At 68.1% G+C, this 21972-nt stretch carries 21 protein-coding genes; 12 read left to right on the top strand and 9 right to left on the bottom strand.

Translation table 11 applies throughout. From position 1 onward, the window contains the following. Positions 1-41 precede the first annotated feature (41 nt). A complete protein-coding gene (gene kstR, locus A5764_RS06725) occupies positions 42-641 on the bottom strand; it encodes a cholesterol catabolism transcriptional regulator KstR (protein ID WP_197501228.1) in 600 nt (199 codons plus the stop codon). A gap of 271 nt (positions 642-912) precedes the next feature. Between kstR and A5764_RS06720 the strand changes: the two genes are divergently transcribed. After that, positions 913-3057: an acyl-CoA dehydrogenase gene (locus A5764_RS06720; protein WP_067110468.1), complete on the top strand. Its 2145-nt coding sequence runs from the start codon at positions 913-915 to the stop codon at positions 3055-3057. A gap of 94 nt (positions 3058-3151) precedes the next feature. Here A5764_RS06720 and A5764_RS06715 read toward each other — a convergent pair whose 3' ends face one another. Together A5764_RS06715 and A5764_RS06710 are read right to left on the bottom strand one after the other, a co-directional pair. Beyond that, a complete protein-coding gene (locus A5764_RS06715) occupies positions 3152-3685 on the bottom strand; it encodes a hypothetical protein (RefSeq protein WP_067110467.1) in 534 nt (177 codons plus the stop codon). Positions 3686-3714: 29 nt separating this feature from the next. Continuing rightward, the gene (locus A5764_RS06710) at positions 3715-4797 is read right to left on the bottom strand and encodes a ferredoxin--NADP reductase (RefSeq protein WP_067110466.1); all 1083 of its coding nucleotides are present in this window, start codon (positions 4795-4797) and stop codon (positions 3715-3717) included. Between the two features lie 213 nt (positions 4798-5010). On the opposite strand from A5764_RS06710, the gene hsaA reads away from it, so the two are divergent. The 5 genes from hsaA to A5764_RS06685 all read left to right on the top strand — a co-directional run bounded on the left by hsaA (position 5011) and on the right by A5764_RS06685 (position 9477). Then, positions 5011-6195 carry a 3-hydroxy-9,10-secoandrosta-1,3,5(10)-triene-9,17-dione monooxygenase oxygenase subunit gene (gene hsaA, locus A5764_RS06705; RefSeq protein ID WP_067110453.1) on the top strand — a complete coding sequence of 395 codons (1185 nt, stop codon included), beginning with the start codon at positions 5011-5013 and terminating at the stop codon, positions 6193-6195. Beyond that, complete coding sequence (hsaD, locus tag A5764_RS06700) at positions 6195-7082, top strand: 4,5:9,10-diseco-3-hydroxy-5,9,17-trioxoandrosta-1(10),2-diene-4-oate hydrolase (RefSeq protein WP_067110450.1); 888 nt, start codon at positions 6195-6197, stop codon at positions 7080-7082. Before hsaA ends, hsaD begins: the two co-directional genes overlap by 1 nt. Beyond that, entirely contained in the window at positions 7079-8002 is a 924-nt protein-coding gene (gene hsaC, locus A5764_RS06695) for an iron-dependent extradiol dioxygenase HsaC (RefSeq protein ID WP_067110447.1), read from the top strand. Before hsaD ends, hsaC begins: the two co-directional genes overlap by 4 nt. A gap of 13 nt (positions 8003-8015) precedes the next feature. Further along, the gene (gene hsaB / locus A5764_RS06690; protein WP_067110445.1) at positions 8016-8579 is read left to right on the top strand and encodes a 3-hydroxy-9,10-secoandrosta-1,3,5(10)-triene-9,17-dione monooxygenase reductase subunit; all 564 of its coding nucleotides are present in this window, start codon (positions 8016-8018) and stop codon (positions 8577-8579) included. A 91-nt stretch (positions 8580-8670) separates the two neighbouring features. Beyond that, complete coding sequence (locus tag A5764_RS06685) at positions 8671-9477, top strand: CHAD domain-containing protein (protein ID WP_067110443.1); 807 nt, start codon at positions 8671-8673, stop codon at positions 9475-9477. Positions 9478-9543: 66 nt separating this feature from the next. On the opposite strand, the gene A5764_RS06680 is transcribed toward A5764_RS06685, so the two are convergent. Continuing rightward, positions 9544-10023, bottom strand: a complete 480-nt coding sequence (locus A5764_RS06680) for a hypothetical protein (RefSeq protein WP_067110441.1) — start codon at positions 10021-10023, stop codon at positions 9544-9546. Between the two features lie 126 nt (positions 10024-10149). Between A5764_RS06680 and A5764_RS06675 the strand changes: the two genes are divergently transcribed. Continuing rightward, the gene (locus A5764_RS06675) at positions 10150-10980 is read left to right on the top strand and encodes an arylamine N-acetyltransferase (RefSeq protein ID WP_067110439.1); all 831 of its coding nucleotides are present in this window, start codon (positions 10150-10152) and stop codon (positions 10978-10980) included. A gap of 110 nt (positions 10981-11090) precedes the next feature. On the opposite strand, the gene A5764_RS06670 is transcribed toward A5764_RS06675, so the two are convergent. Genes A5764_RS06670 through fadD3 form a run of 5 tightly spaced genes read right to left on the bottom strand, consistent with a single transcriptional unit; the run spans position 11091 to position 16834 of the window. Then, entirely contained in the window at positions 11091-12209 is a 1119-nt protein-coding gene (locus tag A5764_RS06670) for a pyridoxal phosphate-dependent aminotransferase (protein WP_067110648.1), read from the bottom strand. 44 nt (positions 12210-12253) lie between these two features. Continuing rightward, the gene (locus tag A5764_RS06665) at positions 12254-13204 is read right to left on the bottom strand and encodes an acyl-CoA dehydrogenase family protein (RefSeq protein WP_067110437.1); all 951 of its coding nucleotides are present in this window, start codon (positions 13202-13204) and stop codon (positions 12254-12256) included. Next, positions 13201-14151 carry an acyl-CoA dehydrogenase family protein gene (locus tag A5764_RS06660; RefSeq protein WP_156664529.1) on the bottom strand — a complete coding sequence of 317 codons (951 nt, stop codon included), beginning with the start codon at positions 14149-14151 and terminating at the stop codon, positions 13201-13203. The genes A5764_RS06665 and A5764_RS06660 overlap by 4 nt, the downstream gene beginning before the upstream one ends. Continuing rightward, positions 14148-15281 carry an acyl-CoA dehydrogenase family protein gene (locus A5764_RS06655; RefSeq protein ID WP_067110436.1) on the bottom strand — a complete coding sequence of 378 codons (1134 nt, stop codon included), beginning with the start codon at positions 15279-15281 and terminating at the stop codon, positions 14148-14150. The genes A5764_RS06660 and A5764_RS06655 overlap by 4 nt, the downstream gene beginning before the upstream one ends. Then, entirely contained in the window at positions 15281-16834 is a 1554-nt protein-coding gene (gene fadD3, locus A5764_RS06650) for a 3-((3aS,4S,7aS)-7a-methyl-1,5-dioxo-octahydro-1H-inden-4-yl)propanoate--CoA ligase FadD3 (RefSeq protein ID WP_067110643.1), read from the bottom strand. The genes A5764_RS06655 and fadD3 overlap by 1 nt, the downstream gene beginning before the upstream one ends. 74 nt (positions 16835-16908) lie before the next feature. Here fadD3 and ipdE1 point away from each other — a divergent pair, with 74 nt between their 5' ends. The 5 genes from ipdE1 to A5764_RS06625 all read left to right on the top strand — a co-directional run bounded on the left by ipdE1 (position 16909) and on the right by A5764_RS06625 (position 21916). After that, positions 16909-18057, top strand: coding sequence for an acyl-CoA dehydrogenase IpdE1 (gene ipdE1, locus A5764_RS06645; RefSeq protein WP_067110433.1), 1149 nt, complete (start codon positions 16909-16911; stop codon positions 18055-18057). Next, entirely contained in the window at positions 18054-18842 is a 789-nt protein-coding gene (ipdF, locus tag A5764_RS06640; protein ID WP_067110430.1) for a (5R,7aS)-5-hydroxy-7a-methyl-1-oxo-2,3,5,6,7,7a-hexahydro-1H-indene-carboxyl-CoA reductase, read from the top strand. The genes ipdE1 and ipdF overlap by 4 nt, the downstream gene beginning before the upstream one ends. A 293-nt stretch (positions 18843-19135) precedes the next feature. Next, entirely contained in the window at positions 19136-19738 is a 603-nt protein-coding gene (gene kstR2 / locus A5764_RS06635; protein ID WP_156664528.1) for a TetR family transcriptional regulator KstR2, read from the top strand. Position 19739: 1 nt separating this feature from the next. After that, a complete protein-coding gene (gene fadA6, locus A5764_RS06630) occupies positions 19740-20900 on the top strand; it encodes a steroid 3-ketoacyl-CoA thiolase FadA6 (protein ID WP_067110425.1) in 1161 nt (386 codons plus the stop codon). A gap of 104 nt (positions 20901-21004) precedes the next feature. After that, positions 21005-21916: an endonuclease domain-containing protein gene (locus A5764_RS06625; protein ID WP_067110640.1), complete on the top strand. Its 912-nt coding sequence runs from the start codon at positions 21005-21007 to the stop codon at positions 21914-21916. Positions 21917-21972: the final 56 nt, after the last annotated feature.

Here is a 21972-nt window from a genome sequence, read left to right as displayed (position 1 = left end):
CGACCCGCCGCGCCCGGCTCCGGCCGCGCTTGCGATCGCCGCTAGCTGGATTCCTGGTGGCCGATCAGCAATCGCACGGCCAGGTCCAGCCGCTTGCTGACGTCGGTCGCCGATGCCCGCCGGGTGAGCCAGGCGAGCAGGTTCGACGTCCATACGTTCGAGAGCACCCGGGCGATGTGGTACTGCTCCTCGGTCGGCTCCCCGTCGGCCATCGCACGGGCGAACATGGAATCGATGATCTTCTCGACGTTGTCGACTTCAGTCGCCGCCGACGCATCGGCGAAGACGTAGGCACGTGTCATCGCCTCGGTCAGCAGCGGATTGCGTTGCATGGCGCGGTTGAGCTTGCCGACCATGAAGTTGAGCCGTTGGAACGGCGTGCCCCCGGCCACCGCGGAGCGGTCGGTCTTGGCGTCGATGCGACTGAACTCCCGGCCCAGCGCCGATACCAGCAGGTGCACCTTCGACGGGAAGTAACGGTACAGCGTGCCCACCGCCACATCGGCGCGGTCGGCCACGGCGCGCATCTGAACCGCTTCGTAGCCGCCCTTGGACGCGATGGCCATGGTGGCGTCCAGGATGCGCTTGCGGCGTTCCCGCTGCGCTTCCGAGCCCAGTTCCGACTCGGCCAGTACCGCCACGTTCATCACCTCGCGCGGCTGCGAGTCAGAAACACGGGCCGAGTTCGGGTTCGCCGACGACATCTGAGGGGGTGCTCCTTTTCCAGGTGGTTCGCTCGCAAACGATACGCAAGCTGTGCGTAAATTTCCCACCTCCCCGCGCCGGGCGCGACCACGTGTACTGCTGTGATGGCGTTCGACTTGACGCTCGATCGCTGGCACTATTAGAACACGTTCTAGTGGTATTGGTACCGGCCATAACCGGTGAATTCATGACGCGGAGGACCTCAGGGTGGTAGCGACCGTCACCGACGAACAGTTTGCCGCGCGTGCGTTGGTGCGGGACTGGGCCCGCAACACCACCTCGGGGCCCGGCGGGACCGCGGCGATCCGCGAGGTCGAGCAGGGCAACCCCGACGCTTGGCGGCCGGTGTTCGCCGGCCTGGCCGACCTGGGGTTGTTCGGGGTGGCGATCCCCGAGGACCACGGCGGGGCGGGCGGCAGCATCGAGGACCTGTGCGCGATGGTCGAGGAGACCGCGAAGGCGCTGATCGCCGGCCCGGTCGCGACCACCGCGCTGGCGACCGTGCTCCTGGCCGAGGCGGGCGCCTGCCCCGAGTTGCTGGCCGCCCTGGCCTCCGGGGAGCGCTTCGCCGGGCTGGGCCTCGAGGGTGAGGTGCGGTTCGACGCCGAGACCTCTACGGCCTCGGGCGCGCTGCCCTGGGTGCTGGGCGCCGCGGAAGGCGGCGTGTTGATCGTCCTCGCCGGCGGACAGGCGCTGGTGGTCGACGCCGGCGGCGACGGCGTGGAGCTGGAACCGCTGCCGGCCACCGACTTCTCCCGGCCGCTGGCCCGGGTCGTATTGACCTCGGCGCCGGCCACCGTGCTCGGCGCGTCGGAACGGCGGGTTTCCGAGCTGGCCGCGACGGTGCTGGCCGCCGAGGCGGCCGGCGTCACCCGTTGGTCGCTGGACACCGCCGTCGCCTACGCCAAGGTGCGCGAGCAGTTCGGCAAGCCGATCGGCAGCTTTCAGGCCATCAAGCACATGTGCGCGGAGATGCTGTGCCGCGCCGAGCAGGCCGAGGTGGCCGCCGCCGACGCCGCCCGCGCGGCGGCCGACGCCGACCCGGATCAGTTCTCGATCGCGGCGGCGCTGGCCGCGGGCATCGGCATCGCCGCCGCCAAGGCCAACGTCAAGGACTGCATCCAGGTGCTCGGCGGCATCGGCTGCACCTGGGAGCACGACGCGCACCTGTACCTGCGCCGCGTCCACAGCATCGGGAGGTTTCTGGGAGGTGCCGAGCGCTGGTTGCGCCGCATCGCCGAGCTGACGCAGGCGGGGGTGCGCCGCCGGCTCGGTATCGACCTGTCCGAGGTGGAGGGGCTGCGGGCCGAGATCGCCGCGGCCATCGCCGACGTTGCCGCGCTGCCCGAGGAGAAGCGTCAGGTGGCCCTGGCCGAGGCGGGGCTGCTGGCGCCGCACTGGCCGGCGCCGTACGGTCGCGGCGCGACACCGGCCGAGCAGTTGCTGATCGACCAGGAACTAGCGGCGGCTGGCGTCGTGCGTCCGGACCTGGTGATCGGCTGGTGGGCGGCGCCGACGATCCTCGAGCACGGCACGCCGGAGCAGGTCGAGCGGTTCGTGCCGGCCACGCTTCGCGGCGAATTCGTTTGGTGCCAGCTGTTTTCCGAGCCAGGAGCCGGGTCCGACCTGGCGTCGCTGCGCACAAAAGCAGTGCGCTCGGAAGATCCCGCGGGCGGCTGGCTGCTGACCGGGCAGAAGGTGTGGACGTCGGCGGCGCACAAGGCGCGGTGGGGCGTGTGCCTGGCGCGCACCGACCCCGACGCCCCCAAACACAAGGGCATCACCTACTTCCTGGTGGACATGAAATCGCCGGGCATCGAGATCCGCCCGCTGCGCGAGATCACCGGTGACTCGCTGTTCAACGAGGTCTTCCTGGACAACGTGTTCGTCCCCGACGAGATGGTGGTCGGCACGGTGAACGACGGCTGGCGGCTGGCCCGGACCACGCTGGCCAACGAGCGGGTCGCGATGGCCACCGGGACCGCGCTGGGCAACCCGATGGAAGAGCTGCTCAAGGTGCTGTCCGAGCTCGATCTCGACGCCGCCCAGCAGGACCGGCTGGGCCGGTTGATCGCCACCGCCCAGACGGGCGCGCTGCTGGATCAGCGCATCGCCCAACTCGCCGTGGGCGGCCAGGACCCAGGGGCACAGTCCAGCGTGCGCAAGCTGATCGGCGTCCGCTACCGGCAGGCGCTGGCCGAATTCATGATGGATGTCTCCGAAGGCGGCGGCCTGGTCGACAACCGGGCGATGTTCGACTTCCTCAACACCCGCTGCCTGACGATCGCCGGCGGCACCGAGCAGATCCTGCTCACCGTCGCCGCCGAGCGGCTCCTCGGCCTGCCGCGCTAGCCGTTTCCGTCGAGCCTGTAATTTCACAGGCCCTCACTCTCCTCGCACTTTGCCTGCGGATTACAGGCTCGGCGAAACCCGGCTTGGGAAGAGCCTAGGAGAACGTGGTCTGCGCGCAGGTGCTGGGCGAGGTGATGTTGACGCCGGGATAGACCACCTGGATATGCGTGCACGCGATGACATTGATGTCCGTCTTGGGTTGGCCCGTCGACCAATCGGTGGAGTCGATCCGTCCGGTCGTCTGGTACTTGTCCGGGGGACCCTCACCGAAGTAAATGGTGGTGATCTCGTCGTTGCCCATCGCCTTGTGCACCCTTTCGTACTGGCCGGCGGCGTGGGTGTCCAGGTAGGCCATCCGGTTGGTCGACCGGACCTCCGTGGTTTGCCGCGCCCACAGGCCGGGCGGGAACCCCGTCACGCCGTCGGGCGTGCGCATGTCGGCGCCCACGGTGAAATCGCAATGACCATCGGATTTAAAGCAATTGAGGAAGGCGTGCGTCTCCAGCTGGTTGGGGCCGTCCAGCGGAAACAGGGTCGTGGCGTCGTTGCTCGCCGCCGAGCACACCGGGCCGGGCACGAGCGCCAGCATGCCCGTGACGACCGCAAACCCCGTTGTCAGCCGCTTCATCGCGCTACCCTTCCCTGTTCGCTACCGGACTACTCGTCGTAGGTGACTTCTACCGAATCAGATTCCGGGCGAGATTGACAGGCCAAGATCAGGCCGTCGTCGAGGTCCTGCTGCTCCAGGACGTCGTTGACTTCCATGTCGACCTTGCCCCTGCGCAGGGTGCAGGCACACGCGCCGCAGTGGCCCTCTCGGCAGGAGAACGGCGCATCCAAACCTTTTGCGAGCAACACGTCGAGCAGCTTGGCGTTGCGCGGCCACGACACGGTGTGGGTCTCGCCGTCCAGCTCCACCACCGCGGTGGCCGGCGGTTGGTCGCCTTCGGCGGTGTCCTCGATCTTGACCGCCGCGAACGGATCGGAGTCCAGCGACTTGAACACCTCGATATGCACCTGTGCCGCAGGCACTTTCAGAGTCTCGAGCGCGGCGCGGGCGGCGTCCATGAACGGGCCGGGGCCGCAGATGAACACCGGCCGGTCGGTGTAGGGGGCGGCCAGCTTTGCCAGCGCGGTCGCGCTGGGCAGCCCCTGCAGCGATTCCAGCCAGTGCAGCACGGTGAGCCGGTCGGGATACTTGGCCGACAGCTCGCGCAGCGCATCGCAGAAGATGACCGAGCGGTCGTCGCGGTTGGCGTAGAGCAGCGTCACCTGCCCGCTGCCCTCGGCGAGCGCCGACTTGCAGATCGACATGATCGGGGTGATCCCGCTGCCGGCGGCCAGCAGCAGGAAGTCGTCGTCGAGCGTCTTGGGCACGAAGGTGCCCGACGGCGCCAGCACGTGGATGCGCATGCCCGCGTGCGCGTGGTCGCACAGCCAGTTGGACGCGTACCCGTCCGCGGTGCGTTTCACCGTGACCGTCAGCGCGCCGTCGGTGTAGGGCGAGCTGCACAGCGAGTAGCAGCGGGCCACCGAGCCGGTGCGCCCGCTGGGAATGCGCAACGTCAGGAATTGCCCGGGTGCGTAGTTCAGCCGCCCTGGAGGGATGTCGGGGTCCCCCTCCTCGCTCGGGATCGCGAAGACCAGCGACCGCGCGTCGTCGGTTTCGGCGACGACCTCGGCGATCTGCAGCTCCAGGACGTGGGTGCCGAGTGGCTCGTCTGGGATTGCCTCGGTCAAGACCCGTCCCGCCTTTCCTTCACAACACGTGGCGACCCCGCTGCGACCGGCTGCGCCGCTCTTGCGATCGCCACGCACAACTAGAACATGTTACAGAAAACCCGTTTTGTACCGCTACCAGCCGCAGGAATACCCTGCTCGACACGAATCGGAACGTGTTCTAGTCTCTGGTGTAAGTCCACCTTGTAAGTCTGGCCCAGGAGGCAAACCTAAGTGACGTCCATTCAACAGCGCGACGCGCAGCAGGTTTTGGCTGCCGTCGACGAGCTGCTGCCGCGGATTTCCGAGCGCGCGCAGGCGACTGAGGACCTGCGCCGGCTGCCCGACGAGACCGTCCAGGACCTCGAGGACGTCGGGTTCTTTACGCTGCTGCAGCCCGAGCAGTGGGGCGGGCTGCAGTGTGATCCCACCCTGTTCTACGAGGCGGTCCGCCGGCTGGCGAGCGCCTGCGGCTCGACCGGCTGGGTGAGCTCGATCATCGGCGTGCACAACTGGCACCTGGCGCTGTTCGACCAGGAGGCTCAGGTCGAGGTCTGGGGCGAGGACCCCAAGACCCGGATCTCGTCGTCGTATGCCCCGATGGGTGCGGGCGTCGTGACCGACGGCGGCTACCTCGTCAACGGATCGTGGAACTGGTCGTCGGGATGTGACCACGCCAGCTGGACGTTCGTGGGCGGCCCGGTCATCAAGGACGGCCGGCCGGTGGACTTCGGCAGCTTCCTGATCCCGCGCAGCGAGTACCGCATCGACGACGTGTGGCACGTCGTCGGCTTGCGCGGCACCGGCAGCAACACACTGGTGGTCAAGGACGTGTTCGTGCCGCGGCACCGGTTCCTGTCCTACAAGGCGATGAACGACGGCACCGCCGGCGGATACCAGACCAACACCGCCCCGGTCTACAAGATGCCTTGGGGCACAATGCATCCCACCACCATCTCGGCGCCGATCGTGGGCATGGCCTACGGTGCGTACGCCGCGCACGTCGAGCACCAGGGCAAGCGGGTGCGCGCGGCGTTCGCGGGCGAGAAGGCCAAGGACGATCCGTTCGCCAAGATCCGCATCGCCGAGGCGGCCAGCGACATCGACGCCGCGTGGCGGCAGCTGATCGGCAACGTCGGCGACGAGTACGCGTTGTTGGCGGCGGGCAAGGAGATCCCGTTCGAGCTGCGCGCCCGCGCCCGTCGTGACCAGGTGCGCGCCACCGGCCGGTCGATCGCCTCGATCGACCGGTTGTTCGAGGCGTCCGGTGCCACCGCGCTGGCCAACGACCAGCCGGTGCAACGGTTTTGGCGCGACGCTCACGCCGGCCGGGTGCACGCGGCCAACGATCCCGAGCGCGCCTACGTGATCTTCGGGAACCACGAGTTCGGGTTGCCGCCCGGCGACACGATGGTCTGATGGCTAGTACCCGGTCCGAGGTTGACGAGCTGACTTTCGAGTCCACCTCGCGATTCGTCGAAGTGGACGTCGACGGACCGCTCAAGCTGCATTACCACGAGGCGGGGATCGGCAACGACCAGACCGTGGTGCTGCTGCACGGCGGCGGCCCGGGCGCGTCGAGCTGGACGAACTTCTCGCGCAACATCGCGGTGCTGGCGGAGCAGTTCCACGTGCTGGCCGTCGACCAGCCGGGGTACGGACACTCCGACAAACGCGCCGAGCACGAACAGTTCAACCGCTACGCCGCCCGGGCGCTCAAGGGGCTCTTCGACGAACTCGGCCTGGGACGCGTTCCGCTGGTGGGCAATTCGTTGGGCGGCGGCACCGCCGTCCGCTTCGCCCTGGACTACCCCGACCTGGCCGGGCGCCTGGTGTTGATGGGTCCGGGCGGGCTGAGCGTCAACCTGTTCGCGCCCGACCCGACCGAGGGGGTCAAGCGCCTGGGGGCGTTCTCCGGGGCTCCCACCCGGGAGAATCTGGAGGCCTTCCTGCGGGTGATGGTCTACGACAAGAACCTCATCACCCCCGAGTTGGTCGATCAGCGTTTCGCGTTGGCCAGCACCCCGGAGTCGCTGACGGCGACCCGGGCGATGGGAACGTCGTTCGCGGGGGCCGATTTCGAGCTCGGCATGATGTGGCGCGAGGTGTACCGCCTGCGCCAGCCGGTGTTGCTGATCTGGGGGCGCGAAGACCGGGTCAATCCGCTGGACGGCGCGCTGGTCGCGATGAAGACCATTCCGCGTGCGCAGCTGCACGTTTTCGGGCAATGTGGGCACTGGGCGCAGGTGGAGAAGTTCGACGAGTTCAACAGACTCACCATTGATTTCCTGGGAGGCGCGAGATGAGCGGCGCAGGCATAAGGTCGCTGGGCTATCTGCGCATCGAGGCCACCGACATGGCGGCCTGGCGCGAGTATGGCCTGAAGGTGCTCGGCATGGTCGAGGGCTCACCTGCTTCGGGAGGCGACACCGAGGGCGCCCTGTACTTGCGGATGGACGACTTTCCGGCGCGACTGGTGATCGTGCCGGGCGAGCGCGACCGGCTCTCCGAGGCCGGCTGGGAATGCGCGAACGCCGAAGGGCTGCAAGAGATCCGCGATCGTCTCGACGTGGAGGGCACACCGTACAAGGAGGCCACGGCCGCCGAACTGGCCGATCGCCGGGTGGACGAGATGATCCGGTTCGCCGACCCGTCGGGCAACTGCCTCGAGGTCTTCCACGGAGCCGCGCTGGAGCACCGTCGGGTGGTTAGCCCGTACGGGCACAAGTTCGTCACCGGCGAGCAGGGTCTGGGCCATGTGGTGCTGTCCACCCGTGACGACGCCGAGTCGTTGCACTTCTACCGCGACGTGCTGGGCTTCAGGCTGCGGGACTCGATGCGCCTGCCGCCCCAGCTGGTGGGGCGGCCCGCCGACGGTGCGCCGGCCTGGCTGCGGTTCTTCGGCTGCAACCCGCGGCATCACAGCCTGGCATTCATGCCGGCGCCGACGCCCAGCGGGATCGTGCACCTGATGGTTGAGGTGGAAAACGCCGACGATGTGGGCCTGTGCCTGGACCGGGCGTTGCGCCGCAAGGTGCCCATGTCGGCCACCCTGGGCCGGCACGTCAACGACCTGATGCTGTCGTTCTACATGAAGACGCCCGGCGGGTTCGATATCGAATTCGGTTGTGAGGGTAGGAAAGTCGAGGATGGCGACTGGATCGCCCGGGAAAGCACCGCGGTGAGCCTGTGGGGTCACGACTTCTCGGTCGGCTTCAAGGCCTAACCTGAGGCCAGCCATGACAGGTCAGATCGATCCGCGGGCCTTCCGCCAGGTGCTGGGTCAGTTCTGCACGGGGATCACGATCATCACCACGGTGCACGACGACGTGCCGGTCGGCTTCGCCTGCCAGTCGTTTGCGGCGCTGTCCCTGGATCCGCCGTTGGTACTCTTCTGCCCCACCAAGGTGTCGCGGTCGTTCAAGGCCATCGAGGCCACCGGCCGGTTCTGCGTGAACGTGCTGAGGGAAAAGCAGAAGGATGTGTCGGCTCGGTTCGGATCGAAGGAGCCCGACAAGTTCGCCGGAATCGACTGGAGCCCTTCGGAATTGGGATCGCCGATCATCGAGGGGTCGCTGGCCTACATCGACTGCACGGTGGCTTCGGTGCACGACGGCGGCGATCACTTCGTGGTGTTCGGCGCGGTGCAATCGCTGTCGGAGGCGCCCAAGATCAAGCCACGGCCGCTGCTGTTCTATCGCGGCGACTACACCGGCATCGAGCCCGACAAGACCACGCCGGCGCAGTGGCGCGACGACCTGGAGGCGTTCCTCACCGCGACCACCCAGGACACGTGGCTTTAAGTCACTCCTGCGCGTCCGCGGTTTGATGTTTGGCGGCCACCGGTTTTCGGGAATGCAGGTCCTTATGCGTTACTCGGCCCCCCGAGCGTTAGTGGATTATCTGAACGCTCAGATCGACCAGATAGAAGACGGCGACGGGCAGTTGCGCCACGGGGAAGAGCGGGGCGAGGACCCGATACACGACACCAGAGTGGCGATCCGGCGGTTGCGCAGCACCCTGCGCGTATTCGCCAAGGCGCTGGAGGGGGACACCGGCGACGTGGACCGTGAACTGAAGTGGTTCGCCGCGCTGCTCGGCGAGGTCCGTGATTGTGAGGTTCAGCGGCGCCGGTTCTACGAGGCGCTCGACGCGATGCCCGAAGAACTGGTCCTGGGACCGGTTCGGTCCCGCATCCGCAACGAACTGCAAGCCGTCGAGCTGCCCGCCCGCGCGCGGCTGAGCGAGGCCATGGACTCCGAGCGCTACCGGGCGTTGTTGACGGTGCTGCGCGGCTGGCGCGACGAGCCGCCCGTCGACCGGCGGATCGACGTCAAGACGCTGCGAAAAAGGGCCCGGCGCGCACAGCGCAAGGCGGATCGGCGGCTGGCCGCGGCACTGCACTCCGGCGACGACGCGATGCTGCACAGGGCGCGCAAGGCCGCCAAGCGCGCCCGCTACGCCGGCGAACTGTGCAAGCCCCTGGGCCAGGGGACCAAGCGAACGGTCAAGCACTACAAGCAAATTCAAAGCGTGCTGGGTGACCACCAGGACACGGTGGTGGCTACCGCCGCGCTGCGGCAGATGGCGGTGTCGGCGGGAACGACGGTGGGGGAGAACGGGTTCAGCTACGGGATGCTGTATGCCCGCGAGCAGCAAATCGCCCGCCGATGCCGGCGGGAAGCTCTACAGCTCGTGTGAATTTGACCGGGCGCACCCGGTGGCCCGCTGAGGGGGCGGCCCACCGGGTGTGTCGGCCGGCCCGACTCAGCTGGACGGCGCCCGGTAGTTGCCGGCGTCGCGGAAATTGTCGGTCTGCACGTCATCGTGCCTGACGGGCGTCTCCTCGCTCCACGCCTCGTCGCGACCGTGTTCGGGCTGATCCGACGCGTCGCGCGTCGTCGCCGTCGGGTCGATGCTGTCGGCGTGCTGCAACCGTTCCTGGAGTTGCTCGCGCGAGTTCGCCACCTCGTTGTGATGCGACGCTGCTCGTTCCTGCAGCCTGGCGGCTTCGGCGGCCTTGGCTTCGGCCTCGGCCTGCGCCGCGCGCGCCTTGGCGGCCGTCTCGTCGGCCAGCGCTTGACGCCGTTCCACCCTGGCCGTTTCCACCTTGGCCTGCTCGCGGATCTCTTCGGCCTGCCGTTGGCGGCGTCGACGCGCTGCTCTGGTGGCGGCCAGAAGGATGGCGACAAACACCACGGCGGCCACTGCCACGGCGACCACGATCCAAATAGTGCTGGTGCTCATGTTGGGCTCCGTCGTTTCGTGTGTGCGCGTGCTGTGGCACGCGCCCCTACCGATTCCCCATCTTCGACAGATATAAAACAAGCCCGGTCGATGCAGTGCACGGCGTTGCCCGCCCAGAATGGCTATATGACGCTCGATGTGAACGGATACTTCGACCGGATCAACTACCGCGGCGCCGCGGAGCCGAACCTCGAGGCGCTGCGAGGACTGGTCACCGCCCATACCCAGACGATTCCGTTCGAGAACCTCGATCCGCTGATGGGAGTCCCGGTCGACGACCTCGGCCCCGAGGCCCTCATCGACAAGCTGGTGCGCCGGCGCCGGGGCGGCTACTGCTACGAGCAGAACGGGCTGATGGGCTACGTGCTGGGCGAACTCGGCTTCCGGGTGCGGCGACTGGCCGGTCGGGTGATCTGGATGGCCCCGCCCGGCGCGCCGACGCCGGCGCAGACACACACGGTGCTGGCGGTGACGTTCCCGGGCTCGCAGGGGCCATATCTGGTCGACGTGGGTTTCGGCGGCCAGACACCGACCTCTCCGATCCGCATCGAGACCGGCAGCGTCCAACAGACCACGCTCGAGCCGTACCGGCTCGAGGACCGCCGTGACGGGCTGGTCCTGCAGGCCCAGCTCCGCGGCGAGTGGACGCCGCTTTACGAATTCGGCACGCGGACCGCACCGGACATCGACCTGAAGGTGGGTAGCTGGTTCGTCTCGACCCACCCGTCGTCGCACTTCGTGACCGGCCTGATGGCCGCCCGGGTGATCGACGGTGCCCGGGTGAACCTGGCCGGCCGCGACCTGACCATTCACCGCGCCGAGGGCAGCGAAAAGATGCGCCTGGACGACGCGGCGGCCGTGGTCGACACGCTCGGGGACCGGTTCGGCATCAACGTGACCGATGCGGGCGAGCGGGGTGCGCTCGAGGCCTGCATCGACGAGATCCTCGACGCCTAGCGGGGCGGCGCCGGGCCCAGGCTTGGGATAACGCATGTCACATCAGTCACTCGGTGGGGTTTGTGCACTTTTTGCCCACCCCACCGCGACAGCCACTGCCCTCTCGAGGATTAGCGGGCCGCCAACCACGGGCCCATTCGCCGCAGGGCCTCCTCGATGTCGCTGGTCGGTCCGGCGAACGACAGCCGGACGAAAGAATTGCCGCGCGCGGTGTCGAAGTCAATGCCCGGTGCGATGGCAACTCCGGTGTCGCCCAGCAGCTTTGAACAAAAGCCCAGCGAGTCGCTGGTGAAATCCGACACGTCTGCGTACACGTAGAACGCGCCGTCGGTGGGCGCCAGCCGCTCGACGCCGATTTCGCGCAGCCCGTCGAGGAGCAGCGAGCGGTTGACCGAATAATGCCGAAGGTTACCGTCCGCCTCGGCGGTCGCTTCCGGGGTGAACGCCGCCACCGCGGCGAGCTGCGACAGCACCGGCGGGCAGATGGTGAAGTTGCCGGTCAGGCAGTCCACCGCGCGGCGCAGCTCGGTCGGCACGAGCAGCCAGCCCAGCCGCCAGCCCGTCATCGCGTAGTACTTGGAAAAGCTGTTGACCACCACCGCGTTTCGTGACGTCTGCCAGGCGCAGCTGGTTTGGGGCGCACCAGCGTAGACCAGGCCGTGGTACACCTCGTCGCTGATCAGCCGCGCCCCGGCGCTGTCGCACCAGGACGCGATCGCGGCCAACTCGCCCGGCGGTATGACCGTCCCGGTGGGATTGGCCGGGCTGGCGACGATGACGCCGCGCACGGGCGCGTCTAGCTCGGCGAGCATCTGCGCGGTGGGCTGAAACCGGGTCTCAGGTCCGCATGCGATGTCCACGACCTCACATCCCAAGGCGGACAGGATGTTTCTGTAGCAGGGGTAGCCGGGGCTGGCCAGCGCCACCCGGTCGCCCACATCGAAGCACGCCAGGAAGGCGAGCAGGAAACCACCCGAGGAGCCCGTGGTGACGACGACCGCGTCGGGCTCGACGTCAATTCCGTGCTTGCGTTGGTAATCCGCTGCGATCGCCGCGCGCAGCTCCGGGATGCCCAGCGCCACGGTGTAGCCCAGCTGGTTGAGGTGCAACGCTGACGCCGCGGCCGCCCGCACCGGCTCCGGTGCGCCCACGCTGGGCTGGCCGGCCGACAGGTTCACCAGGTCGCCGTGGCTGCGCTGGCGCTCGGCGGCGGCCAGCCAGACATCCATCACGTAGAAGGGCGGGATGCCGGCGCGCAGCGAGACGGAGGCGTTCACGACGTGGGCAGTACCTCGGACTCCAGCCGGCGCAACAGTTCTCGCGGGGAGGCCAGAAGATGCGCACTGCCGTGGGCGCGCTTGAAATACAGGTGCATGTCGTGTTCCCAGGTGATCGCGATGCCGCCGTGCAGCTGGATGCCCTCGGCGGCCACCCTACCGAGCGCCTCGGTGGCGGCGAGGCGCGCGGTGGCGGCGTTGGTGCGGGTGGGGTTGTCGCACGCGTCGGACACGACGGCCCTGGCCGCGGCGACCGCCACATGCAGGTCGGCCATCCGGTGCTTGAGCGCTTGGAAGCTGCCGATCGGGCGGCCGAATTGCACGCGGTTCTTCGTGTATTCGACGGTCAGCTCCAAACAACGTTCCGCGGCGCCGATCTGCTCGGCCGCCAACAGGATCGCCGCGGTGTCGGCGAGGCCCGGGTCGGGTCCGATCGCCTGGATCTCTTCGGGTTTCAACCGCGCCAGGCGACGGGTGGGGTCCATGGTGGCGACCGGCTGCGCGCTGAATGTGGTCCACCGGCTCAGTTGGCCTTCGGCTACCGCCACGACGACATCGGCGGTGTCGCCGTTGACCACGTAGTCGGCGTCGAGGACCAGCGCGCCGATCGAACGACCCTCGGCGAGGCCCTCCAGCGCCCCGGCGTCCGGCTCGGGCGCGGCCAGCAACGCCAGCTCGGCCAGGGTGGTGCCCAGCAGCGGAGAGGGCACCAGGTTTCGTCCCAGCTCCTGCAAAACGGTTGCGGCGTCGGCTAATTCGCCGCCAGCGCCGCCGAGCTCCTCGGGTATCACCAGCGCGGCCGCGCCGACCTGTTCACATAGCAGCTGCCACAGCGACTCGTCGTAGCCGCGGTCGGACTCCATCGCGGCGCGCACCGCCGCCGGGTCGGCGTGCTTGGCGACCAAGGCTGCCACGGTCTCCCGCAGCAACTCCCGCTCTTCAGTCACAATGCCTCCAGCACTCTGCGGCGATGCGCCTCGGGGCCACCCCAGGCCGAGCGTAATGCCTGCACCCGCAGCAGCCACAAGGACAGGTCGTGTTCCTGGGTGAAGCCGATCGCGCCGTGGGTCTGCAGCGCGGCCCGCGCGGCCAGCAGGCTCGCCTCGGCCGCCGCGGCTTTGGCCGCGCTGACGTCGCGTGCATCCAGCGACAGCGCGGCCCCATACACCAGCGGTCGGGCCAGCTCCACCGCGATGTGGACGTCGGCGAGCTTGTGCTTGATCGACTGATACGAACCGATCACCCGGCCGAACTGGCTGCGCTGCTTGGCGTAGCCGACCGCGGCGTCGAGCAGCGCCTGGGCGGCGCCGACCAGCTGCGCTGCGGTGGCCAGGGCGCCGAACGCGTAGGCGCGCTTGACATCCGCTTGCCAAGCGTTGCCGGTCGCGGTCACGTCGAACACGCGGCGACTGGGGTCGACCGACTTGTGCTCTTCACCCGGGGCGGCCTCTGTCACACCGCTCTCGCTAGCCAAGAGCACCAGCCCGGCCATCTCCGCGTCGACGGCGCGCGGTGTGTGCGGCGGCATCGCGACGGTGGCGATCAGCTCGCCCGAGGCCAGCCCGGCGCTGCGCTCGGCTTGATCGTCAGTGGCGAGCAAAAGCGGTGCCACCGCGATGGATTCGGCAACCGGGCCGGGCACGCACCAGCGGCCGAGGCGCTCGAGGGCGATCACCAGATCCGCCGGATGGGCCTCGATGCCGTCGAACTTCTCCGGCACGGCCAGCGCGGTGACGCCCAGGTCGGCCAGCTGCCCCCACACCTTGCGGCCGGGCGCGAGATCGCCTGCAGCCCAGGCGCGGACCGCGCCCGGCAGGTCCGCCGCGCCCAGTGCGGCGTCGATGCTGGCGGCGAAGTCGCGCTGCTGTTCGTCTAGTTCGAATCTCACGGTCACTTCTTCTCTCGCGGCAGGCCCAGCAACCGTTCGGAAATGATGTTGCGCTGAATCTCGTTGGTACCGGCGTAGATCGGGCCACCCAGCGCGAACAGCAGACCCTCTGTCCACGCGCCGGCCAGCTCCCCGTCGGCGCCGAGAAGGTCGAGCGCCGTCTGGTGAATCGCCACGTCCAGGTCCGACCAGAACACCTTGGTCACCGAAGATTCCGCGCCGAGCTCGCCACCGGCGGCCAGCCTGGTCACCGTGCCGAAGGTCTGCAGCCGGTAGGCCTGTGCCTTGATCCACGCGTCGGCGACGCTGTCGGCGAAGGCCTCGGGGGAGCCGCGGTCCTTCCACATCCGCACCAGCCGTTCCGCGGCGGCCACGAACCGGGCGGGGCTGCGCAGCGACATGCCGCGCTCGTTGCTCGACGTGCTCATGGCCGCGCGCCAGCCGTCGTTGGGGGTGCCGATCACGTCTTCGTGGGGCACGAAGACGTCATCGAGGAAGATCTCGCCGAAGCCGGTGTCGCCGCTCAGCTGGACGATGGGCCGAACGGTGACGCCGTCGGCCTTCAGGTCGAACATCAGGTAGGTCAGGCCGTTGTGCCGCTCGGCGGCGGGGTCGGAGCGGAACAGCCCGAATCCCATCTCGGCGAACGGCGCCCGCGAGCTCCAGATCTTCTGACCGTTGAGCAGCCAGCCGCCCTCGGTCTTGGTGGCGGTGGACCGCAGCGAGGCGAGGTCGCTTCCGGATTCGGGTTCCGACCAGGCCTGCGCCCAGATCTGTTCGCCGCTGGCCATTTTCGGCAGGATCCGGTTCCGCTGCTCCTCGGTGCCGTGCGCGAACAGCGTCGGGGCCAGCATGGAGGTGCCGTTGGCGCTGGCCCGCCCAGGCGCCCCGGCGCGAAAGTATTCCTCCTCGAACACCACCCAATGCAGCAGCGGCGCGTCGCGGCCCCCGTACTTCTCGGGCCAGGTGATCACCGACAGGCCGGCGTCGAACAGCACCCGGTCCCAATGACGGTGCTGGGCAAAGCCTTCGGCGTTATCGTAGGACTTCGTCGGGATCGACTCGGCGTTGGCTTCGAGGAATTTGCGGACCTCGGCTTGGAAGGCCCGCGTGTTTTCGTCTAAATCCAGATCCATCAATCCAGCTCTCGCAGTTGTGGTTTGACCACCTTGCCGCCCGCATTACGCGGCAACGCGTCGACGAACCGCACCGAGCGCGGTGCCTTGAAATTCGCCAGATGTTCTCGGGTGTAAGTGATCACCGCTTGCTCGTCGAGGTTGGCGCCGGGCCGGGCCACCACGAAGGCGCGGCCGACCTCGCCCAGCCGCTCGTCGGGAACCCCGATCACGGCGGCGTCGGCCACCCCCTCCATCCGGGCCAGCACCTGCTCGACCTCGGCGGGGTAGACGTTGAACCCGCCGCAGATGTACATGTCCTTGAGCCGGTCGGTGATGCGCAGGTTGCCGGCCTCGTCGACGGCGCCGATGTCGCCGGTATGCAGCCAGCCCTCGGCGTCGATGGCGGCCGCGGTCGCGTCCGGGTCGTCGAGATAGCCCAGCATCACGTTCGGTCCGCGCAGCAGCACCTCGCCCGCTTCGCCGGGAGCCGAGGCGTCGATGCGCAATTCGAAGCCGGCGAAGGGCCGCCCGCAGGTGGTGGCGACGGTGACGGCGTCGTCGTCGGCGCGGCACATCGTTCCCATGCCATTGGCTTCGGTCAGGCCGTAGGCGGTCAGCACGATGTCGATGTCGAGCTCGGACTGCATGCGTTCCACGAGCACCACCGGCACGGTGGCCGCACCGGTCACCGCGAAGCGCAGCGAGCTCAGGTCGTAGTCGTGGCGCGCCGGATGGTCGAGCAGGGTTTGGTAAATGGTCGGCGGCCCGGGCAGCACGGTGATGCGGTGTTGCTCGATGGCCTGCAGCGCCCGGGGCGGGTCGAAGGTCAGGTGCGGGATCAGCGTCGCTCCGGTCTGGAGGCAGGCCAGGATGCCGGCCTTGTAGCCGAAGTTGTGGAAGAACGGGTTGATGCACAGGTAGCGGTCGTCGGCGGTGATCTTGCCGTTGGCGGCCCACGACGCCGACGCCGACAGCGACTGCCGGTGCGCGCAGAGGACGCCTTTGCTGCGTCCGGTGGTGCCGGAGGTGAACAGGATGTCGCTGACGTCGTCGGGGGTGACGGCGGCGGCGCGCTGGGCGACAGTCTGAAAGTCGGTGCCGCGCGCGATGAAGTCGTCCCACGTGCCGACACCAGTCTCTGCGGCCTCGATCGGGATCCGCACGACGTGGCGCAGCGCCGGCAGGGCTTGAGAGTTCGGGCCGTCGAGGCGGGCCACCCGGTCGGTGCCAAGGAAGCGGCCCATCGCGAACAGCACCGGCGCGCGGGTGCGGGCCAGGATGTCGCTGGCCTCTTCGGCGGTGTAGCGGGTGTTCAGCGGCACCATGGCGGCGCCGGCGTGGTGGATCGCCAGGCAGGCCACCACCCAGTGCCAGGTGTTCGGCGACCAGATGGCCACGCGGTCTCCCGCCCGCACGCCGAGTGCGATCAGCGCCGCCGCGGCCCGGTGCACCTCGTCGCGAAGTTCGGCGGCGGTGAACGAGCGCTCGTCGGTGATCAACGCGGGGTGCTCGGGAAGCTGGGCCGCCAAACGATCCAGCGCCGCGGGCACGGTGCGGGGATCGCTCATCATCGAATGCTCCTTCACGAGGCCGCCTGTCACCGACGGCCTACAAAGCAAGTGCTTGGTAGGTTAGCCTACAGGGCATGCAGGACGTCGAGGAGTTCCGGGCGGAGGTCCGCGAGTGGCTCGCCGACAATCTGGTCGGCGAATTCGCTGCGCTGAAAGGCCTCGGCGGCCCGGGCCGAGAGCACGAGGCGTTCGAGGAACGCCGGGCGTGGAACCGGCACCTCGCCAAGGCTGGGCTGACGTGCCTGGGATGGCCGGTCGAGCACGGCGGGCGCGGGCTTTCCACCGCGCATCGGGTGGCCTTCTACGAGGAGTACGCCCGCGCCGACGCGCCGGACAAGGTCAACCACTTCGGCGAGGAGCTGCTCGGCCCGACGCTGATCGCGTTCGGGACGCCGGCGCAGCAGCAGCGCTTCCTGCCACGCATCCTCGACGTCACCGAGCTGTGGTGCCAGGGATATTCCGAACCCGGCGCCGGCAGCGACCTGGCCAACGTCTCGACCACCGCCGAACTCGACGGCGACCAATGGGTGATCAACGGCCAGAAGGTGTGGACGTCGCTGGCGCATCTGTCGCAGTGGTGCTTTGTGGTGGCACGCACCGAGAAGGGGTCCAAGCGCCATGCCGGGCTGTCGTACCTGCTGGTGCCGCTGGATCAGCCGGGCGTGCAGATCCGGCCGATCGTCCAGATCACCGGCACGGCGGAGTTCAACGAGGTGTTCTTCGACGACGCCCGCACCGACGCCTCGATGGTGGTGGGTCAGCCCGGCGACGGATGGCGGGTCGCGATGGGCACGTTGACCTTCGAGCGCGGCGTATCGACGCTGGGGCAGCAGATCCGTTATGCCCGTGAGCTTTCCAACCTGGCCGAGCTGGCACAACGCAACGGCGCCGCCGACGACCCGTTCATCCGGGAGCGGCTGACCCGGGCCTGGGCCTGCCTACGGGCCATGCGTTCGTATGCCCTGGCCACCATGGATATCGAGCAGCCCGGCCAGGACAACGTGTCGAAGTTGTTGTGGGCCAACTGGCATCGCGATCTCGGCGAGCTGGCCATGGATGTGATCGGCAAGCGCGGGATGAGCATGACCGACGGCGAATTCGACGAATGGCAGCGGCTGTTCCTGTTCACCCGCGCCGACACCATCTACGGCGGATCCAACGAGATCCAGCGCAACATCATCGCCGAGCGGGTGCTCGGCTTACCCCGAGAGGTAAAGGGATGAGTCTGTCCGAAGCGCCCAAAGAGATTGCCGGGCACGGGCTTCTGGAAGGTAAGGTGGTGGTCGTCACCGCGGCCGCCGGCACCGGCATCGGGTCGGCCACCGCGCGGCGGGCCCTGGTCGAAGGCGCCGACGTCGTGGTCTCCGACCACCACGAACGGCGGCTGGGGGAGACCGCCGACGAGCTGACCGCGCTGGGGCTGGGCCGGGTCGAAAAGGTGGTGTGCGACGTGACGTCCACCGCCCAGGTCGACGCCCTGATCGACTCGACCACCGCGCGGATGGGCCGCCTCGACGTGCTGGTCAACAACGCCGGGCTGGGTGGACAGACCCCGGTGGTCGACATGACCGACGACGAGTGGGACCGCGTCCTGGATGTGACGCTGACGTCGGTGTTCCGCGCCACCCGCGCGGCGCTGCGGTACTTCCGCGAGGCGTCGCACGGCGGGGTGATCGTCAACAACGCCAGCGTGCTGGGCTGGCGGGCGCAACACTCGCAGTCGCACTACGCCGCGGCCAAGGCCGGGGTGATGGCGCTAACCCGTTGCAGCGCAATAGAAGCCGTCGAGTACGGGGTGCGCATCAATGCCGTCTCGCCCAGCATCGCCCGGCACAAGTTCCTCGACAAGACGACCTCGGCCGACCTGCTGGACCGGCTTTCGGCCGGCGAGGCGTTCGGCCGTGCCGCCGAGCCGTGGGAGGTGGCGGCCACCATCGCGTTTCTGGCCAGCGACTACTCGAGTTACCTGACCGGAGAGGTGATCTCGGTATCCAGCCAGCATGCGTGAGCCTATGGCAACCGACTGAGGTTAAGTAGGCCCGACACCCTGGTTCCCACGTTGAAGAACCCCGACACGTTTCCCCGGCCGCCCCGGTGAGATACCAACCCCGACAACCGAGCCGCAAGTAGACTTGTGGAGAGCGTGCGCCGACGGGCGGGCTCAAATCATCGGGAAATTTCCCTATTTTTCGTGCAGCGGATGCTGGGATCAGCGACGCGATTCGCAGTTGCATAAGCGGAAGGCGCCACGTCAGCGCTCGACGGCTGGCCGAGCAAGCGCTTGGTTGATACCCTGGTCGAGTGGACCGAGTGCCCGGTCAAGCAAACAGCCGCCGCGACGAGTTGCTGGCGCTCGCCGCGACGATGTTCGCCGAGCGCGGCTTGCGTGCCACCACCGTGCGCGACATCGCCGACGGCGCCGGGATTCTGTCCGGCAGCCTGTACCACCACTTCTCCTCCAAGGAGGAGATGGTCGACGAGCTGTTGCGCAGCTTCCTGGACTGGCTGTTCGCCCGGTACCGCGAAATCATCGACAGCGAGCCCAACCCCCTGGAACGGCTCAGCGGGCTGTTCATGGCGTCGTTCGAGGCGATCGAGGACCGACATGCGCAGGTCGTGATCTATCAGGACGAGGCCAAGCGACTGCTGGCGCAGCCCCGGTTCTCCTACATCGAGGACATGAACCGCCAGCAACGCAAGATGTGGGTCGAGGTGCTCCATCAGGGCATCGACGAGGGCTACTTCCGGCCCGACCTCAACGTCGACCTCGTCTACCGTTTCATCCGTGACACCACCTGGGTGTCGGTGCGGTGGTATCAACCCGGCGGACCGCTCACCGCGCAGCAGGTCGGTCAGCAATATCTCGCCATCGTGCTTGGCGGGATCACCAAAGAAGGAGTCTGAAATGCCCGAGGCGTACGTCATTGAAGCTGTACGTACCGCGGTCGGCAAGCGCAACGGCGCACTGGCCGGGGTGCATCCGGTCGACCTCGGCGCCCTGGGGTGGCGCGGACTGCTCGACCGGGTCGACGTCGACCCCGCCGCCGTCGACGACGTGATCGCCGGTTGTGTCGACGCCATCGGCGCGCAGGCTGGCAACATCGCCCGGCTCTCGTGGTTGGCCGCGGGCTACCCGGAAGAGGTTCCCGGCGTCACCGTCGATCGCCAGTGTGGTTCCAGCCAGCAGGCGATTTCCTTTGGTGCGCAAGCGATCATGTCCGGCACGGCCGACCTGATCGTGGCGGGTGGGGTGCAGAATATGAGCCAGATCCCGATCTCGTCGGCCATGACCGTCGGCGAGCAGTTCGGGTTCACCTCGCCGACAAACGAATCCAAGTCGTGGCTGCACCGCTACGGCGATCAAGAGATTTCCCAGTTCCGCGGCTCGGAGCTGATCGCCCAGAAGTGGAACCTATCCCGGGAAGAGATGGAGCAGTACGCGCTGACCAGCCACGAGCGCGCTTTCGCGGCGATCCGCAGCGGCCACTTCGACAACGAAATCATCACCGTCGAAACCGAAACCGGGCCGTTCCGGGTCGACGAGGGCCCGCGCGAGTCGTCGCTGGAGAAGATGGCCGGCCTCAAGCCGCTGGTCGAGGGCGGCCGGTTGACGGCCGCGATGGCCAGCCAGATTTCCGACGGCGCCAGTTCGGTGCTGCTGGCCTCCGAGCAGGCCGTCAAGGACCACAAGCTGACCCCGCGGGCCCGCATCCACCACATCAGTGCCCGCGCCGCCGACCCGGTGTTCATGCTGACCGGCCCCATCCCGGCCACCCGCTACGCGTTGGAAAAAACCGGGCTGTCAATCGAAGACATCGACACCGTCGAGATCAACGAGGCGTTCGCGCCCGTTGTCCTGGCCTGGCTCAAGGAGATCAAGGCTGACCCCGAGAAGGTCAACCCGAACGGCGGCGCGATCGCGCTGGGTCACCCCCTGGGCGCCACCGGGGCCAAGCTGTTCACCACCATGCTCAACGAGCTGGAGCGCATCGGCGGCCGCTACGGGTTGCAGACGATGTGCGAGGGCGGCGGCACGGCCAACGTCACGATCATCGAACGGCTCTAGCCTCTCCTTGCCGTCGAGCGTGCAATCTACGACGCTTCCACGGCGTGTCGCGTCGTAGTTTGCACATTCGTGGTGCTGTCGGCGTGGGCCGGCAGCATGTCGGCATGACCGAAGTCTTCTTGGTCCGTGAGGCGTTGGCCGCCAAGGCCATGCCGGAGCGCGCGATGCGCTCGCTCTACGAGGCGGTGTACCCGGGTGTTTACGTGCCCGCCAGCTTCGAGCTGACCGCGCGCCTACGAGCGCGGGCGGCATGGCTGTGGTCGCGGCGCCACGCCGTCGTCGCCGGCAACTCGGCGGCGGCGCTGCTCGACGCCAAGTGGGTGAGCCCGGCGCTCGACGCCGAGCTGATCCACACCAATCGGCGCCCACCGGCCGGCATCGCGGTGCACATCGAAACTCTGCTTCCCGGTGAGGTGGTCGACGTTGACGGCATGCCGGTGACAAGTCCGGCGCGCACGGCTTTCGACATTGGCCGATGGACGTCTTCGCGGCTGCAGGCTGTGCAACGGCTCGACGCGCTGGCGAATGCCACCGACGTCAAGGTGGCCGACGTCGAAGCAGTGATGGCTGAACATCGCGGCACGCGCGGCCTGGCCCGGCTTCGGGGCGTACTTCCGCTCGTCGACGGTGGCGCCGAATCGCCACAAGAGACACGCACTCGGCTGGTGCTCATCGACGCCGGATTGCCCGCGCCACAGACTCAGATCACGGTGTGCGACGAATATGGCGACTTCGTTGCCCGCGTCGACATGGGGTATCGGGATCTGCGGGTCGGCGTCGAGTACGACGGGCCGCAGCATTGGACGGACCCCGCGCAGCGGGACCGTGATATCGACCGGCACACGGCATTGCTCGACCAGGGCTGGACGATTGTCAGGGTGAGCAGCGAGCTGCTGCGCTATCGGCAGGGCACCCTGATTGCCCGAGTGGTTGCAGCGATGCGCGCTGCGGGATGGCGGCCTCAACCGCCGAGCGTGCAAACTACGACGCGTCAACGGGGTGAATTCAGGGTTTAGTTGCAACAGTGGTTGTTGTCGGGTTCGACAGTACTCGGTTGAGGACTTGGGCTGGT

The organism is Mycobacterium sp. 852002-51057_SCH5723018, assembly GCF_001667035.1.
In the GTDB taxonomy this organism is placed as follows: domain Bacteria; phylum Actinomycetota; class Actinomycetes; order Mycobacteriales; family Mycobacteriaceae; genus Mycobacterium.
Note: the sequence above shows the minus strand (reverse complement) of the source record. Positions and strands in the feature narration are given on the sequence as shown.

What these genes read in the sequence shown, in the direction of transcription:
- A5764_RS06715 (WP_067110467.1), bottom strand. Translation starts at nt 3,685, where the DNA reads ATGAAGCGGCTGACAACGGGGTTTGCGGTCGTCACGGGCATGCTGGCG.
- hsaD (WP_067110450.1), top strand. Translation starts at nt 6,195, where the DNA reads ATGGCTAGTACCCGGTCCGAGGTTGACGAGCTGACTTTCGAGTCCACC.
- hsaC (WP_067110447.1), top strand. Translation starts at nt 7,079, where the DNA reads ATGAGCGGCGCAGGCATAAGGTCGCTGGGCTATCTGCGCATCGAGGCC.
- hsaB (WP_067110445.1), top strand. Translation starts at nt 8,016, where the DNA reads ATGACAGGTCAGATCGATCCGCGGGCCTTCCGCCAGGTGCTGGGTCAG.
- A5764_RS06680 (WP_067110441.1), bottom strand. Translation starts at nt 10,023, where the DNA reads ATGAGCACCAGCACTATTTGGATCGTGGTCGCCGTGGCAGTGGCCGCC.
- A5764_RS06675 (WP_067110439.1), top strand. Translation starts at nt 10,150, where the DNA reads ATGACGCTCGATGTGAACGGATACTTCGACCGGATCAACTACCGCGGC.
- A5764_RS06670 (WP_067110648.1), bottom strand. Translation starts at nt 12,209, where the DNA reads ATGGATGTCTGGCTGGCCGCCGCCGAGCGCCAGCGCAGCCACGGCGAC.
- A5764_RS06655 (WP_067110436.1), bottom strand. Translation starts at nt 15,281, where the DNA reads ATGGATCTGGATTTAGACGAAAACACGCGGGCCTTCCAAGCCGAGGTC.
- fadD3 (WP_067110643.1), bottom strand. Translation starts at nt 16,834, where the DNA reads ATGATGAGCGATCCCCGCACCGTGCCCGCGGCGCTGGATCGTTTGGCG.
- ipdE1 (WP_067110433.1), top strand. Translation starts at nt 16,909, where the DNA reads ATGCAGGACGTCGAGGAGTTCCGGGCGGAGGTCCGCGAGTGGCTCGCC.
- ipdF (WP_067110430.1), top strand. Translation starts at nt 18,054, where the DNA reads ATGAGTCTGTCCGAAGCGCCCAAAGAGATTGCCGGGCACGGGCTTCTG.
- fadA6 (WP_067110425.1), top strand. Translation starts at nt 19,740, where the DNA reads ATGCCCGAGGCGTACGTCATTGAAGCTGTACGTACCGCGGTCGGCAAG.
- A5764_RS06625 (WP_067110640.1), top strand. Translation starts at nt 21,005, where the DNA reads ATGACCGAAGTCTTCTTGGTCCGTGAGGCGTTGGCCGCCAAGGCCATG.